The sequence below is a fragment of the Pseudonocardia nigra genome, from assembly GCF_019396355.1.
In the GTDB taxonomy this organism is placed as follows: Bacteria; Actinomycetota; Actinomycetes; order Mycobacteriales; family Pseudonocardiaceae; genus Pseudonocardia; species Pseudonocardia nigra.
In genome coordinates this window covers 1-15,932 of sequence record NZ_JAHKRK010000006.1, presented here as the reverse complement: position 1 = coordinate 15,932, position 15,932 = coordinate 1, and the positions used below count along the sequence as shown (strand labels likewise).

At 74.0% G+C, this 15,932-nt stretch carries 10 protein-coding genes and 1 pseudogene; 5 read left to right on the top strand and 6 right to left on the bottom strand.

The features are described from left to right. Nucleotides 1-371: 371 nt before the first annotated feature. Nucleotides 372-2,438 (bottom strand): molybdopterin oxidoreductase family protein, encoded by a 2,067-nt coding sequence (locus KME75_RS02880; protein ID WP_308282513.1) that lies wholly within the window; start codon nt 2,436-2,438, stop codon nt 372-374. Nucleotides 2,439-2,440: 2 nt separating this feature from the next. Then, nucleotides 2,441-3,814 (bottom strand): MFS transporter, encoded by a 1,374-nt coding sequence (locus KME75_RS02875; RefSeq protein ID WP_219412935.1) that lies wholly within the window; start codon nt 3,812-3,814, stop codon nt 2,441-2,443. Nucleotides 3,815-4,086: 272 nt separating this feature from the next. Here KME75_RS02875 and KME75_RS02870 point away from each other — a divergent pair, with 272 nt between their 5' ends. Beyond that, entirely contained in the window at nt 4,087-4,776 is a 690-nt protein-coding gene (locus KME75_RS02870; protein WP_219412934.1) for an alpha/beta hydrolase, read from the top strand. Between the two features lie 9 nt (nt 4,777-4,785). Here KME75_RS02870 and KME75_RS02865 read toward each other — a convergent pair whose 3' ends face one another. Further along, nucleotides 4,786-5,616 (bottom strand): TIGR02569 family protein, encoded by an 831-nt coding sequence (locus KME75_RS02865; RefSeq protein WP_219412933.1) that lies wholly within the window; start codon nt 5,614-5,616, stop codon nt 4,786-4,788. Between KME75_RS02865 and KME75_RS46570 the strand changes: the two genes are divergently transcribed. Continuing rightward, the gene (locus KME75_RS46570) at nt 5,549-6,352 is read left to right on the top strand and encodes a pentapeptide repeat-containing protein (protein ID WP_219412988.1); all 804 of its coding nucleotides are present in this window, start codon (nt 5,549-5,551) and stop codon (nt 6,350-6,352) included. The genes KME75_RS02865 and KME75_RS46570 overlap by 68 nt on opposite strands. 3,265 nt (nt 6,353-9,617) lie before the next feature. On the opposite strand, the gene moeZ is transcribed toward KME75_RS46570, so the two are convergent. Together moeZ and KME75_RS02850 are read right to left on the bottom strand one after the other, a co-directional pair. Further along, nucleotides 9,618-10,790, bottom strand: coding sequence for an adenylyltransferase/sulfurtransferase MoeZ (gene moeZ / locus KME75_RS02855; RefSeq protein ID WP_219412932.1), 1,173 nt, complete (start codon nt 10,788-10,790; stop codon nt 9,618-9,620). A gap of 82 nt (nt 10,791-10,872) precedes the next feature. After that, the gene (locus KME75_RS02850) at nt 10,873-11,889 is read right to left on the bottom strand and encodes an alpha/beta fold hydrolase (protein WP_219412931.1); all 1,017 of its coding nucleotides are present in this window, start codon (nt 11,887-11,889) and stop codon (nt 10,873-10,875) included. Between the two features lie 247 nt (nt 11,890-12,136). On the opposite strand from KME75_RS02850, the gene KME75_RS02845 reads away from it, so the two are divergent. The 3 genes from KME75_RS02845 to KME75_RS02835 all read left to right on the top strand — a co-directional run bounded on the left by KME75_RS02845 (nt 12,137) and on the right by KME75_RS02835 (nt 15,363). Continuing rightward, nucleotides 12,137-13,030: a DUF8832 domain-containing protein gene (locus KME75_RS02845; RefSeq protein ID WP_219412930.1), complete on the top strand. Its 894-nt coding sequence runs from the start codon at nt 12,137-12,139 to the stop codon at nt 13,028-13,030. Continuing rightward, on the top strand, nt 13,027-14,646 hold the full coding sequence (locus KME75_RS02840) for an HAD family hydrolase (RefSeq protein WP_219412929.1): 1,620 nt from the start codon (nt 13,027-13,029) through the stop codon (nt 14,644-14,646). Before KME75_RS02845 ends, KME75_RS02840 begins: the two co-directional genes overlap by 4 nt. 93 nt (nt 14,647-14,739) lie before the next feature. Then, nucleotides 14,740-15,363 carry a TetR/AcrR family transcriptional regulator gene (locus KME75_RS02835; protein ID WP_219412928.1) on the top strand — a complete coding sequence of 208 codons (624 nt, stop codon included), beginning with the start codon at nt 14,740-14,742 and terminating at the stop codon, nt 15,361-15,363. Between the two features lie 26 nt (nt 15,364-15,389). Here the strand turns inward: KME75_RS02835 and KME75_RS02830 are convergent. Next, a pseudogene (locus KME75_RS02830) lies at nt 15,390-15,806 on the bottom strand (ClpP family protease); the annotation flags it as partial. Nucleotides 15,807-15,932: the final 126 nt, after the last annotated feature.

Genomic DNA, 15,932 nt, shown 5'->3' with positions numbered 1-15,932 from the left:
AGATACGTTGCGCTGCCGGCACGACAGAAACCGCACACTCGCGCACCATGATCGCTGCGAGATGCGCATCCGCGCTGCCACGACGACAGCAACAGCACTCTCACGACGATCACCGGCCCGCGGCCCGCAGTGCCCGCCCCGAAGCGACCGAGCCCGACGATCACCGCGAGATGAGCATTTGCGCTGCCGGCACGACAGAAACCGCACACTCGCGCACCATGATCGCTGCGAGATGCGCATCCGCGCTGCCACGACGACAGGAACCGCACTCTCACGACGATCACGGGCGCGCGCACCTCGCCCCGGGTACGACGAACGGCGCGTTCACCGGAAGGTCCCGACGAACGCGCCGCTCGTGCTGCCGCCTCGGGCTACGGCCGCTCCAGCCGTACCGCGGCCACCTTGAACTCCGGCATCCGGCTGATCGGGTCCAGCGCGGGGTTGGTGAGGTTGTTGGCGGCCTGGTCGCCGCCGAAGTGGAACGGCAGGAACACCGTGTCCGGACGCAGGCTCGCCACGCAGCGGACGCGCGCCTGCGCCGTCCCGCGCCGGGAGACGACCCGCGCGAGGTCGCCGTCGGCGAGCCCGGCCCGCGCGGCGGTGTCGGGGTGCACCTCGACGAACGCCTCGGGCACGACCCCGGCCAGCTCGGTGACCCGCCGCGTCTGCGCCCCGGACTGGTAGTGCACGAGCACGCGGCCGGTGGTGGCGCGCAGCGGGTACTCGACGTCGGGCAACTCGGCGGCCGGCGTGTGGTCGACCGGGACCAGCCGCGCCCGGCCGTCCGCGTGCGCGAACCGCTCGGTGAACAGCCGCGGCGTGCCGGGGTGCTCCTCGGCCGGGCACGGCCAGTGCAGCGCCTCACCCGCGTCGAGCCGGTCGTAGCTGATCCCGGCGTAGTCGGCGAGACCGCCCGCCGAGGCCGCACGCAGCTCCTCGAAGACCTTCTCGGGTTCGGCCGGGAACCCGCCCACCCCGAGCTCGGCGGCGAGCCCGGCAATCACCTCGAGGTCGGTGCGCACCCCGGACGGCGGGTCGAGCGCCCGCCTGCGCCGCAGCACCCGGCCCTCGAGGTTGGTCATCGTGCCCTCCTCCTCGGCCCACTGGGCGACGGGCAGGACGACGTCGGCGGCCATCGCCGTCTCGCCGGGGAGGACGTCGGCCACGACGAGGAGGTCGAGCGCGGCCAGCCGCTCGGCCACGGCGGTGGCGTTCGGCGCGGAGACCAGCACGTTGGAACCGAAGACCAGCAGTGCCTTCGGCCCGTCGGGGCGGCCCAGCGCGGCGAGCAGCTCGGTGGCGCTGCGCCCCGGCCCGGGGAGCGCGTCCGGGTCCACGCCCCACACGCCCGCGACGTGCTCGCGGGCGGCGGGATCGGTGATCGGCCGGTAGCCGGGGAGCTGGTCGGACTTCTGCCCGTGCTCGCGCCCGCCCTGCCCGTTGCCCTGGCCGGTGATCGTCCCGAAGCCGGATCCGGGACGGCCGGGCAGCCCCAGCGCGAGTGCCAGGTTGATCCAGGAGCTGACGGTGTCGACGCCGTGGGCGTGCTGCTCGGCGCCGCGCGCGGTGAGCACGTACCGCCGGGACGCCTCGGCCAGCCAGGTGACGACGGTGCGCATGTCCGTGGCGGGCACGCCGCAGACCCGTTCGGCCCGCTCCGGCCACCACTGCGCCGCGACGCGCCAGGCGTCGTCGAAGCCGGTGGTGCGCTCGGCGAGGTAGTCGGCGTCGAGGTGCCCGTCCACGACCGCGGCGTGCAGCATCCCGAGCGCCAGCACCAGGTCGGTGCCGGGAACGGGCTGCAGGTGCAGACCACCGGAGGCGATCGCCCGCTCGGCCGTGGGCGTCCGCCGCGGGTCGATCACGACCAGCCGGGCGCCGCCGAGGTGACCCATCAGCGGCGGCATCGTCTCCGCGACGTTCGCCCCGGCCAGCACCACGACGTCGGCGTCGTCGAGGTCGGTGACCGGGAACGGCAGCCCGCGGTCGATCCCGAAGGCCCGGTTCCCCGCGGCCGCAGCCGAGGACATGCAGAACCGGCCGTTGTAGTCGATCTGGGAGGTCCCGAGCGCCACCCGCGCGAACTTGCCGAGCAGGTAGGCCTTCTCGTTGGTCAGACCGCCCGCGCCGAACACGGCCACGGCGTCGGGCCCGTGCTCGGCGCGCACCGCGGCCAGCCGCTGCGCCACGTGGGCGAGTGCGGTGTCCCATCCGACGGGCGTGAGCTCGGCGTCCCGCGACGCCCGCAGCAGCGGCGTCGTCAGGCGTTCCGGGTGCGCGAGCAGCGACCCGGACGTCCAGCCCTTCTGGCACAGCCCGCCCCGGTTCGCGGGGAACTCGCGGGCGTCCACCCGCCCGGAGCGGTCCACCCACTGCCCGCACTGCAGTGCGCAGTACGGGCAGTGGGTCGCCGCCCGGGCTTCCACGATCGCGCCCACGCCTACACCCGCGCCGGGACGGCCGCCGGCCGCGCCGCCTCTGCGCGCCCGTAGCAGAGCACCGTCACGACCGTGCAGACCAGGTAGAACGCCAGGAACGCCCAGAACGCCGGTGCCCCCGACTGCGTGGTCGCGAACGACTGCCGGAACGCGAGGTTGATCAGCAGCCCGCCGAGCGCCCCGACCGCGGAGATCAGGCCGATCGCGGCGCCCGAGATCCGGCGAGCCTCCAGTAGCGCCTGCTCCTCGGCGGCACCGGCGGCGACCTTCTCCAGCGCGTGGGCGCGGAAGATCGCGGGGATCATCTTGTACGTCGAGCCGTTGCCCAGCCCGGAGAAGACGAACAGGGCGATGAAGCCGACGGTGAACAGCGCCAGCGAACCCGCCCCCGACGCGAGGATGCAGACCAACGTGCTCGCCGCCATCGCCAGGAAGTTCACGGTGGTGACGCGGGCGCCCCCGACGCGGTCGGCCAGCCACCCCCCGACCGGGCGGATGAACGAGCCGAGCAGCGGGCCGATGAACGTCACGGCGGCGGCCTGCAGCGGTGTGCGTCCGAACTGCGTCTGCAGCACCAGCCCGAACGCGAAGCTGTAGCCGATGAACGAACCGAACGTCCCGATGTAGAGCACCGACATGATCGCCGTGTGCTTGTCGGCGACCGCCAGCCGGAACGCGCCGGTGTCGTTGCGAACGCTCGCGATGTTGTCCATGTACAGCGCCGCGCAGACCGAGCAGATCACGATGAGCGGGATGTAGATCGCGAGCAGCAGGCGCGGCTCCCCCGCCCCGATCGTCGCGATGACGAAGAGCGCGATGAGCTGGATGACCGCGACGCCGAGGTTCCCGCCGCCCGCGTTGAGCCCGAGCGCTGCGCCCTTGCGGTGGTCCGGGAAGAACGTGTTGATGTTCGTCATTGACGACGCGAAGTTGCCGCCGCCGAACCCGGCGAGCGCGGCCATCAGCACGAACACCCAGTACGGGGTGCCGGGCTGCAGCACGATCGCCGCCGCCACGGTCGGGATCAGCAGCAGCAGCCCGCTGACCACCGTCCAGTTGCGGCCGCCGAACCGGGCCACCGCGAACGTGTAAGGCACCCGCAGGACCGCGCCGACGAGCGTCGCGGTCGCGCCGAGGAAGAACTTGCCCGCCGCGTCGACGCCGTACTCCGGGCCCATGAACAGCACGAAGACCGACCACAGCGTCCAGACCGAGAACCCGACGTGCTCGACGAAGATCGAGAACCACAGGTTCCGGTTGGCGATCGTCGCACCGGCGCGCTCCCAGAAGCCCTTGTCCTCGGGGTTCCAGTCCTCGATCCAGCGGCCCGCGAGCCGGGATCGTGCGGGGGGTGCGTCAGGTGCGGTCGTCGTCACGCCGGGCCTCCGAGGGGTGGTCGCTGTCGTCGGGCGTGACGCTAGGAAGGGCCCGTTACCGCACGGTCGGCTCCGTGTGACGGGGACGAAAACCCGCACTCACCGGATGCGGGGGGCGGTGTGAGGCACCGAGGTGACGGGGTATCCGCGGCGGGAGCGGGCCAGGTCGGACCGCAGGCGGGTGGTCGGGCGTGCATCCGGTGCGCAGGCGGAGCGTCCTGCTCGCCGCCCTGACCACGACCGCTTGTACCGACCGAGGAGGCCCGGACCAGGTGAGCGCGTTCCCCCGATCCGCCGACGGACCCGCCCGGATCGACGCGCGCCCGCCCGCCACCGCACCCGCACCCGCCGCGCCACCGGGCACCCACGCCCTGGACCTGGGACCGGGGCCGGAAGTGCTGCTGCACGTCCCACCCGGGCTGGACGCGGCACCCGCCCGCCTCGTGCTCACCCTCCACGGCGCAGGCGGCGATGCCCGCGCCGGACTGGGCCCGCTCCTCCCACTGGCCGACGCCCACCGGCTCCTGCTGCTGTCCCCCAGCTCACACGACAGCACCTGGGACGTCATCCGCGGCGGCTGGGGACCGGACGTCCGACGGATCGACGACGCCCTCGAGCAGGTGTTCACCGGCTACCCGGTCGACCCCACCCGGGTCTGTGCCAGCGGCTTCTCCGACGGCGCCTCGTACGCGCTGTCCGTCGGACTCGCCAACGGGGACCTGTTCACCCACGTCATCGCGTTCTCGCCGGGGTTCGTCGCGCCCGTGGACCGCGTCGGCGCGCCACAGGTGTACATCTCGCACGGCCGCTCCGACACCGTGCTGCCGATCGACCGCACGACCCGGCGGATCGTGCCACGGCTGCGAGCCGCGGACGTCCCGGTCGACGTCCACGAGTTCGACGGGCCGCACATCGTGCCGACCGAGATCGCCGAGGAGGCGGTGCGGTGGTTCGTGGGGTGAGCGGCGGGGTCAGAGCACCGCGGTGACGAGCCGCGCAGCGCGCTCCAGCCCCGCGAGGGTCTGCGGCGAGCCCTCCGGGTGCTGCGCGTGCAGGGCGAGCCGGTGCAGCACGGCACGCAACATCATCTGCGGCCACTCCTCGAGGTGCGCCCACCGCTGCAGCAGGCTCTCCTCCGCCCCACCCCAGGCGAGCGCGTCGACCACCACGACCGCCGCCGCCCACTCCTTCGGCCGCCAGCACGGCACCAGGTCGATCAGCGCGGGCACGCCGACCTCGTCGAACAGCACGGCCCCGAACAGCTCCGGGTGCACCACCTGCGACATCGCCCGGACCGGCCTGCGGTACTGCGCGAGCTGCGCGTACAGCTCACCGCCCTTGTGCGGGTCGAGCGCGAGCCTGCGCTCCCCGAATGCGCCGGCGGCCGACCGCGTGAGCAGATCGTCGCGGTCGTCCAGCAGCCGCGGCCGCGGCAGCGTGGCGGTGGCCGCGTGCAGCCGGGTGGCCGCGCCGATCACGCCGTCGTAGCGCGGCTCCAGCACGCCGGGCACGAAACGGCACGCCGCCCAACCGGCCACCACCCACCGTCCGTCCGACGACCGGACCGGGCGCGCGAGCCGCAGCCCGTCGACCTCGAGCGTGTCGAGCACGCTCGCCGACCACGCGGCGACGGCGTTGTCCGGCACCGGCCGGATCAACACGTCGGCGCAGTGCCAGGCGCGTCGACCGGCCCACTCCACCGGCCTCGGTTCGACATCGGCAACACCGAAGGCCATCCGGACGTGCGGCGGCAGGATCGCCCCGGCCGGGCCGGCAGGCGGGAGGACGGGCGCTGCGGTCACGATCGGCACGCTACCGGCGCGCGCCGACGGAACGGGGCTGCCACGCGGAGCACCGGGCAGCCCCGACCGGGTCGAGTCAGTCGTCGGAATCCGACGATCCGGAGCTGACGGTCACCGATTTCCTCGACGAGCCGTCCGAGGATTCGCGCGATGCGGTGAACCCGTCCTTCGAGGTGGTCAGGCTGCGCGTGCCGGAGTCGTCCTTGCGGGTGATGGTGGTGCTGTCGCCGTCCCGCCGGACGGTGATGTCCTTCGAGCCGCCGTCCGATCCGTCCTTGCCCGCGCTCGACCCGTTCGAGTCGCGCTTGCCCGAGTCCGCCTTCTTCGCGTCCGACGGGGCCGCGTCCGGCTTCTTCGACCCCGACGACCGGTCCGCCGACCGCTGCGAGTCCTTCTTGTCGTCCTCGGATCGGCTCGAGCCCGACTTGTCCGAGCCCGACTTGTCCGAGCCCGACTTGTCCGAGCCCGACTTGTCCGAGCCCGACTTGTCCGAGCCCGACTTGTCCGAGCCCGACTTGTCCGAGCCCGACTTGTCCGAGCCCGACTTGCCGGCGTCGGTCCTCTTCGCCTCCGAGGACTTGTCCGCACCCGACCGCCCGGAGTCCTTCTTCTCGTCGTCGGACCGCTCCGAGCCCGACTTGGACGAGTCCGACTTGCCGGATTCCGACTTGCCCGATTCCGCCTTCTTCCTCGACTCGCGCTGCTTCTTCGACTCGGGCCGGTCGGACGTGGATGAGTCCGACGTGGCCGAGTCCGCCTTCTTCGCGCCCGACGACCCGTCCGAACCCGACCGCTCGGACCCCTTCTTCCCCTCCTCGGACCGGTCCGAGCCCGACTTGGACGACTCCGACTTGCCCGACTCCGACTTCTTCGCCTCCGACGACCCACCGGAACCCGACCGCTCTGAGCTCTTCGTCTCGTGGTCGGACCGGTCGGAGCCGGATTTCTCCCCGTCCTTCTTCCCGGAGTTCGAGCCCGACTTCGCGTCCTTCTTCTTCTCGTCGGCGTGGTCCGAGCCCGATCCGCTCGGCCGCCGCTTCTCGGACTTCTCGTCCGACCCGTCCGCATCCGCCTTCTTCTTCGCGTCCGCCTTCTTCGCGCCCGAGGACCGGTCCGGCTGCTCTTCGCTGTCGCCCGACGTCCCCGAGCCGGACAGATGCCCCGCCTCGCGCAGCGCCGCCTCGACCTCCGGAGCCGCGAGCTTCCCCCCGGGCACCGATTTCACAGCGGCCAGCACGAACTCGGCCGCGGCCTCCTCCGTGCGGGAGCGGTCGCCGCCCTTCCGGTCGCCCTGCTTCTCGTCCGCGCGCTCCTCGCCGCGCTCGGACGCGTCGCCGCCGTCGTCGCCCCGTGACCCGGAGCGGTCCTCGGCCCGGTCTCCGGACCTCCGGTCCACTTCCTTGCGGTCCTCGTCGGCCTTGCCGCGGGCTTCCTTGCGGTCGCCTTCCTTGCGGTCAGTTTCCTTGGGGTCCGGCTTTTTCCGGTCCGCTTCCTTGCGGTCCTCGGCGGCCTTGCGGTCCGACTCCTTGCGCTCCGACTCCTTCGAGTCGGAGCGCTTCCGGTCCGAGTCCTCCGCCCCGCCACCGCCCGACAGCACTCCGCCCACGACCTCGACGACACCGCCGACCGGATTCCCGCGCCGCTCGGACTCCTCCTCCCCCTCGCCCGCGCGTCCGGCCTTCTCCGTCTTCTTCTCCGCCACCTTCTCGGCTGCCCCAGCCGCCTTCGCGTCCCGGTCGTCCTTCCGGTCGGAGTCCTCCCGGTCCTGCTCCTCGCGGTCCAGACGCTCCAAACCCGAGCTTTTCCGGTCCGAGTCCTCCGCCTCGCCACCGCCCGAGAGCACCCCGCCCACGACCTCGACCACGTCGCCGACCGGGCCCCGACGCCGCTCCGACTCCTTCTCCGCTGCCTCGGCCGCCTTCGCGGCCCGGTCACCCGTCCGGTCGGACTCCTCGCGGTCCTGCTCCTCGCGGTCCGGACGCTCCGAGTCCGAGCCCTTCCGGTCCGAGTCCTCCGCCTCCCCGCCGCCCGACAGCACCCCGCCCACGACCTCGACCACCCCGCCGACCGGGCCCCGACGCCGCTCCGACTCCTTCTCACCCTCGCCCGCCCGCGCGGCCTTCTCCGCCGCCTTGTCGGATGCCTCGTCCGACGCCTTCTCCGCCACCTGCCGCTGCTGCTCGCGCGGATCACCGTCGGTGTCCCGGTCGCGGTCCCCGGTCAGCGCCCCACCGACCGCGCCGACCACCTCCCCGACCGGGCCGCGGCCCTCCTCCGCATCCGGTGGCCCGACCGGCTCGCCGGGCCCGTCCGCATCGCGGTCCCGCCCGGCGTCGCCGCCCAGCACCCCGCCGACGGCATCGGCGATGTCCCCGACCGGACCCCCCGCCTCCGGGCGCTGCCGTTCATCCGCGCGCTGCCCGGGCCGGCGCTCCGCGGGCGCGGCCGGTTCGGCCACGTCCGGGCGGCCCCGCCCGGCCGCGGGTGTCCGCCTCGAGGGGCCCGCCGCGAGCGCCGTCGGCGGCTGCTCGTCCCGGTCGCCGTCGGCTCGGACGTCGGGGACGTCGGGGCGCTCCGCCGACTCGTCCCCGGGGCCGCGGGGATCCGGCGGCGCGCCCGTGTCGGTGTCCTGGCGCTCCTCGTCCTGCTGCTCCTCACGCGCGAGCGCGTCCGGGCGCGGCGGGATGGCGCTGCGCTCCTGCTCCTTATTCGGGCCGCCGTCGCCGCGGACGACCTCCAGCACCCGGTTGCTGACCTCGGCGGTCTCCTCGCCGTCGTCGGGAAGCGGGGCGCGCATCGCGCTCTCCACGCCCTTCTCGAGGCTCTCCACCTCCGCGCGCTTCGCCTCGCGCTGGCGCAGGCGCAGGTCGCGCTGCTCGTCGAGGGCGGCGATCACGGACGCCTGCTCCGGGGACCGGTCCGGCTCCGGCGGCACGTCCTCGAGTGCCTCCTCGACGGCCTCGAGGTGCTGTTCGGTGGCCTTCAGCTCGTTCTTCGTGCGGTCCAGCGACCGGTAGGTGTCGATCTGGGACTGGATCGTCGCCTTCCGTCGCTCGAGCAGCTCCTTGCGCTCCACCATGGCCTCCACCGGCGGGGGCGGCGTGGCGCGGCGCTCCTCCGGCAGCCGGTTCCACGCCTCCTCGGCCTGCGCGATGGTGTCCAGCTGGCGGTTGAGCGAGGTCAGCGTGACCTGGGCGCGGGCCACCCACTGCTCCTCGGCACCCGGGCGCGGCGCGGCCTGCGCGGGCGCCGCGGCGGGCGGCGACACCGGTTCCGATGCGGTCACCGCGTAGCTGCCGGCCAGGATCCCCACCGCACCGAGCACGGCGACAGCCCGCCGCCTACGCGGCAGCGGTTCGTTCAGCCGCGGGCTGCGCGGCCGGTCCGGCCGGGCCCGGGCCGACGCGCGCTCCCGCCGCAACGCCGCACGGGCCGGTTCGGGACGGGGTGCGGGCTCGGACGTCGCAGGACGGGAACCGGTAGACGCCTCCTCCGCGGGCTCCTGCAGCCACGGAAGGGTCTCCGCGAGACGCGCGTCCTGCGCCGCCTGTGCCAGCGCCCGGCGCGCCTGCCGGGCCGCCGCCCGATGTGCCGCAGTGCAGTATCGCCGGGGCGGCCGCCCCGGGATGTCCTCAATCACCGCGTCGCACCCGGGCAGGGCGCAGCGTCTCGCGTTCTCGTCCACCAATGCGACCCCCATCGCCGGGGGACGAAGACACGCCGAGTACGGCGGTGCTCCGTCCGGTCACCGTGGCTGCGCCGCGAACGCATCCCACCACCACGGCGCCGCAGCTCCGTCTTGATCTTCCGGAGAGGGAACGCTACTCGGACGGGTGAATGCTTGTCACTGCTCCAATAGGAGCGCCATCCACAGGCCGACGTGACACTGCGTATACGTTTCCGGTGGCGACGGTCGCTGGTGCACATGTCGTCGTCACATACGCAGACGGCGCCCGCCGGGAATCGTCTCCCGGCGAGCGCCGTCTGCGGTCGAAGAGGTGTCAGTACACGGGCTGCGAGGGGTCGACCTGCTTCACCCAGGCGAGCACGCCGCCGCCCACGTGCACGGCGTCGGAGAAACCGGCCTTGTGCAGCGCGGCGAGCGCCTCGGCGGAGCGGACACCGGACTTGCAGTGCAGCACCACCGGCTTGTCCTGAGGAATCTCCGCCAGCGCCTCACCCGAGAGGATCCGGTCCTTGGGGATCAGCACCGCACCCGGAATGTTGACGATCTCGTACTCGTTCTGCTCGCGGACGTCTATCAGCGCGAAGTCCTTGCCCGCGTCGATCATCTCCTTGAGCTCGAGCGCCGTGATCGTGCTGCCCGCCGCGGCATTCTGCGCGTCGTCGGACACCACACCGCAGAACGCCTCGTAGTCGATGAGCTCGGTGATCTTCGGCGTGTTCGGGTCCTTGCGGATCTTGATGGTCCGGTAGCTCATCTCCAGGGCGTCGTAGACCATCAGCCGACCCAGCAGCGGCTCGCCGATGCCGGTGATCAGCTTGATCGCCTCGTTCACCATGATCGAGCCGATCGACGCGCACAGGACGCCCAGCACGCCACCCTCGGCGCACGACGGCACCATCCCGGGGGGCGGCGGCTCGGGGTAGAGGTCGCGGTAGTTGAGGCCCTTGCCGTTCGGCGCGTCCTCCCAGAACACCGACGCCTGGCCCTCGAAGCGGAAGATCGAGCCCCAGACGTAGGGCTTGCCGAGCAGCACCGCGGCGTCGTTCACCAGGTAGCGCGTGGCGAAGTTGTCGGTGCCGTCGAGGATCAGGTCGTAGTCGCGGAAGACGTCGAGCACGTTGCTCGAGTCCAGCCGCGTCTGATGCAGCCGCACCTCGACGAACGGGTTGATCTCCTTGATCGAGTCACGCGCCGACTCGGCCTTCGGCTTGCCGACGTCGGACTGGCCGTGGATCACCTGTCGCTGCAGGTTCGACTCGTCAACGACGTCGAACTCGACGATGCCGAGCGTGCCCACACCCGCCGCCGCCAGGTACAGCAGCGCCGGGCTGCCGAGCCCACCGGCGCCGACGACCAGCACCTTCGCGTTCTTGAGCCGCTTCTGACCCGCCATGCCGACGTCCGGGATGATGAGGTGGCGGCTGTAGCGCTCCACCTCTTCCTTCGTCAGCTCGGCGGCCGGCTCCACGAGCGGCGGTAGCGCCATTTGCTAGCTCCTCGAATCGTTCGACTGGCTGGCTCTGCCGGTGCCAACGTCGGCCACCGGCCCGTTCTTCCCGCGGTGGCCCCTATGTGGCCCAGCGCCCCACGGCGACGTCGTCCCAGAGGCCGGCGACGGCGCGTGCCACGAGGTCCGGGGCCTCCATCTGGGCGGTGTGTCCCACGTCGGGCAGCATCAGCAGTCGCGCACGCAGCGCCGACGCGGTCCGGCGGGCCAGGCGGGGTGCCACGAGCCGGTCCCGCTCCCCCCAGGCCACGAGGGTGGGCGCCTGCACCCTGGCCGCCACCGACCACAGCGACTCGCGGCGCCACCAGCTCGACACCATCGCCCGGCCGGTGCGCTCGGCGGCCTCACGGGCCCACTCCAGCTTGCCCCGCTCGGCGAACTCGGCCGCCGCCTCCGCCAGCCGGTGCTCGGGCACCAGGCTCGGATCGGCGAAGCACAGCCGCACCACCTGCTCGACGCGGGCGCGGGGGTCCATGGCGGCCAGCTCGGCGCGGAACCGCTTGCCGACGACGGGCAGCAGCGCCAGCAGCAGCCGCGGGTCGGACACCCGCCGCGGATCGGGCCGCCGGTCCGGCATCGCCGGCGAGACGAGGGTGAGGGTGCGGACGAGCTCCGGACGCCGGGCGGCCACCGACATCGCCACCGCCCCGCCGAACGAGTTGCCGACCAGGTGCACCGGCCTGCCGCGCCCGGCCAGGAAGCACAGGAGCGCGTCGGCGTGGCCCGCGGGCGAGTAGTCGCGCGACGCGAGCGGCCGCGACAGCCCGAACCCGGGCAGGTCGACGGCCGTGCCCGCGGCCCGCGTCGAGAGCAGCGCGGCGAGGTCGGTCCAGTTCGTGGCCGACCCGGACAGCCCGTGGACGTAGACGGCGGGCACGTCGTCCGGGCCTGGGGTCTCCCGCACGTGCAGGGCCACCCCGCCCGAGGTGACCTCGCGCCCCGGCCACGGGGTGCGGTGCGGGTCGCGGACGGGCAGCGTCGCCGGATCGGCGAGCGGGACGTCGGGCTGCTCAGCGGGCACCGACGCGGCCCGGCTGCCGACGAACGGGCGCGCGAACGACGGGACGGCCGAGGACATCCGTCGAGGATGACTCGCCGGGCCCGCTCGTCGCCACTTCCCGTGGCGAGGCTCGCCCCGACGGGCACCTCGGCGAGCCGGGACCGCGGTGCCCGCGAGTCGGGCGACCCGTGCCCGCGAGTCGGGGCCTGAAGGTGCACGAGTCGGGCGATCCCTGCGCATGCGGCGGGCCGGTCGCGCACCGTGGCGGATCCATCACGTGTCGCGCGCGTTGTACCGGAAGAGATGGACGCGCGAGGAGGGCGGTATGGACGGCGCTGCCCGCTCGGCGCGCCTTCTCGCGGTCCTGGCGCTCGTCTTCGCGGTGACGTGGACCGCCGGCGCGGCCGGGCGAGTTCCCGACCCGCCCCCGCCCGCCGCGGACGTCGCCCCGGTCCTCCCCGCCACGGTGGACGACCGCAGGACACCGGATGCCGGTGCGCTCGCGGTGCGTGGTCTCGCCGCGACCGCGGCCGGGTACGCGCTCGTGCCGCACGCCACCACGTTCACCCCGGGAAAGGCGGGCGAGTTCGCGTTCACCGTCACCGGCCCCGGCGGTCGCCCGGTCACCGCCTTCGCCGTCGTCCACGGACACCCGATGCACCTCGTCGTCGTGCGCCGCGACGCGGCGGGATACCAGCGCCTGCACCCCACACTCGGAGCCGACGGCGGGTGGCGCGTTCCGCTCGTGCTGCCCGCCGCGGGCGTCTACCGCGTCTACGCCGACTTCGTCCCCGTCGGCGGACCGCCGCTCGTGCTCGGCACCGACGTGTTCGCACCGGGCCACTTCGCCCCGATCGAGTTCGCCCCGTCGCGCGTGGCGCAGGTGGACGGCTACCAGGTCCGCCTCGACGGCGAGCTCGTGGCGGGCGCGGCCTCCCAGGTCTTCGCGACGATCAGCCGCGGCGACGCGCCGGTCACCGACCTGGAGCCGCACCTGGGCGCGTTCGGCCACCTCGTCGCGCTGCGCCGGACCGACCTCGCGTACCTGCACGCGCATCCCGCCGCGGCGCCCCCCTCGCCCGCCGCGCAGGCGGGCCCGGGCATCGCGTTCCCGGTGGAGGTGCCCTCGCCGGGGCACTACCGGCTCTTCCTCGAGTTCCGGCACGGCGGAACCGTGCGGACGGCCGAGTTCACCGTCGACACCCGGGACGGCGCGTGACCCGGGCCGAGGTGCCGGCCGCCGCGATGTCCGTGGCGAGCGAGCCGCTGCGGGAACGCGTGGCCGTCTGCGGCGCGCTCGCCGCGCCGGTCGTCGCGATGGCGGCGGTGCCCGCCCTCCGGTTCCCCGACTGGCCGTGGGTCTGTCTCGTGCTGACCGCGCCCGTCGTCGTGTGGGGCGGCCTGCCGTTCCACCGCGGCGCCTGGGCGGCCCTGCGCCGCGGCGCGGTCACCGCGGACTCGGTGGCCTCGCCGGCCGTCGTCGCGGCGCTGGGCTGGTCGCTGGCCGCGCTGCTGTCCGGCGACGGTTTCGGCCCCGCCCGCCTGCTGGCCGTGGCCGCCGGGGTCACGGTGCTCGTGCTGGCCGCCCGCCACGGCGCGGCCCGGGTCGGGAGCCGGCTGGGTCCCGACGACGGGCCCGCGGCCCGCGCCGTCGTCCCGCACGTCGTCGTCGTGCTCGCTGTGGGAGCGCTGGGGTTCGCGCTCGGCGCGGGCGCGGACGGCTCGTCTGCCACCTCGGCCGCGATCGCGGTGCTGGTCGTCGGGTGCGCGGTCGGACCGGCCACGTCCGTGCCGCTGCTGGCAGGCACCGGTCGCGCAGCCCGCCTCGGCATCGGCATCGGGGACCGGCGGACGCCGGCGGCGGCGCGGCGCGCGGACACGGTCGTGCTCGGCCCGGGGATCCTGACCAGCGGTGAGCGCACTCTCGTCGAGACGGCCGTCGCCGAGGACGCGGACGCCGGCGAGGTGCTGCGCCTCGCCGCGGCCGTCGAGCAGGAGTCCGCGCACCCGCTGGCACGCGCGGTCGTGCGCGCCGCGGATGCCGACGGGCGGCTGCCGGGCGTGGCCGACTTCGACGAGGTGCCCGGCCGCGGCGTCCGCGGCGTGGTCGCCGAGGTCCACGGCGACACGGTCGTCGCGCACGCCGTACTCGTCGGGCATCCGGCGTTCCTGGCCGAGCACGACGTCGCGCTGCCCCCCGACCTCTCCGCCGCGCAGGCCGCCGCGACGGCAGCCGGTCACACCCCCGTGGCGGTCGCGTGGGACGGGGTGGCGCGCGGGCTGCTCGCGGTCGGTCACGCCGTGCCGCACACCGCCGCGCGTGCGGTGCGCAGGCTGCGGTCGCTCGGCCTCGCGTCCGTGCTGGTCACCACCGGTTCCCCGGCCGCGGCGCGGTCGGTCGCGGAACAGGCCGGCATCGACGCGGACGCGGTTGTCGCCGACGTGCCGCCCGGCGGGCGGACGTCCGTGGTCCGGCGGCTGCAGGCCGAGGGCCGGACGGTGGCGGTGCTCGTCGGCGGTGAGGATGCCGCGCCCGTCGACGCCGACCTCGTCCTGGTCGCCGGCCGCGGAACCGACCCTGCCACCGGGTCGCCCCTGCTCGCTCTGCCCCGCGACGACCTGCCGGCTGCGCTCGACGCGATCCGGCTCGTCCGCCGCACGGCCGCGGTGGCCCGGGACGTCCGCGGCTGCGGTCTCGCCGTCGCCGTCGCCGCGCTGCCCCCGGCCGCGGCGGGCCTGCTCGACCCGGTGCTCGCCGCGGCCGCCGTCGCGCTGGTCCCGGTGTTCGCGCTGCTCGACAGCACGCGGCTGTGGCTGTTCCGGCCGACGAGGTGACCACGACCGGGTCCCGGACGCCCGCACGTCGTCCTACCCACGGGTAAGGTGTGCTTCCCGCCCGATCGGGTGGGCGAAGGGAGGGGCGACCGCATGACCGAGGCATCCGCACCGGTACACCGCGGCACCCGGCTGTCGCGCAGCGCACGCCGCGCCCAGCTGCTCCTGGCGGCTCGGGACGTGTTCGCGGCGCACGGATACCACGCCGCCGCGATGGACGACATCGCGGAGCGGGCAGGCGTGAGCAAGCCGGTGCTGTACCAGCACTTCCCCGGCAAGCTCGAGCTGTACCGGGCGCTGCTCACCACCTACGCGGACGAACTGGTCGACCGCGTCGAGCAGGCGATCGCCCGGACCACCGACAACGAGGAGCGGGTCCACGCCGCCGTGGCCGCGTACTTCGACTTCGTCGCCGGTGAGGGCAAGGCCTACCGGTTGGTCTTCGAGTCGGACCTGCGGGGCGAGCCGGAGGCGGCCGCGGTGGTCGACGGCGCCACCCGCCGCTGCATCGACAGCGTGGCCGCCGCCGTCACCACCGACGCCGGACTGGACTCCGCCCGCGCGCGACTGCTCGCCGTCGGCCTGGTGGGGCTGAGCCAGGTGGCCGCGCAGTATTGGCTCGACGCCGACCAGGTCGTCCCGCGGGACGAGGCCGTGGCGCTGATGTCCAGCCTCGCCTGGCGTGGCCTGGCAGGCTTCCCGCTCATCCACGGCTGACCCGCCCCGCGCCGCGGCGGCGTGCGTCAGCGTCTCGACACGACCCGGTCGATCAGCCCGTACTCGGCGGCTTCGGCGGGTGTGAACCAGCGGTCCCGGTCGAAGTCGGCGACCACCCGATCCACGGGCTGCCCGGTGTGCCGCGCGGTCACCTCGGCGATTCGCCCCTTGAGCCGACGCAGCGCCTCCGCCCGGATGACGATGTCGGACTCCGTGCCGCCCGCCCCGCCCGAGGGCTGGTGCATCATCACCTCGGCGTGCGGCAGTGCGAGCCGCTTGCCCGGTGCGCCCGCGGTGAGCAGGACCTGCCCCATCGACGCCGCCATCCCGGACGCGACCGTGGAGACGTCGGGCTCGATCGCCTGCATCGTGTCGTAGATCGCCATTCCGGCGAACACGGAACCGCCGGGCGAATTGATGTAGAGCGTGATGTCGGCCTGCGGGGGCCTTATTCATAAGCCGCGAAGAAGAATAGTCCGACAATGGCTTTGACTGCGCTCGGGTACTTGCTGATCGGTGCGCGGTATCGGCCGCCTTCTTCGCTGAGCATCCGCCACGTCTTGAGATGA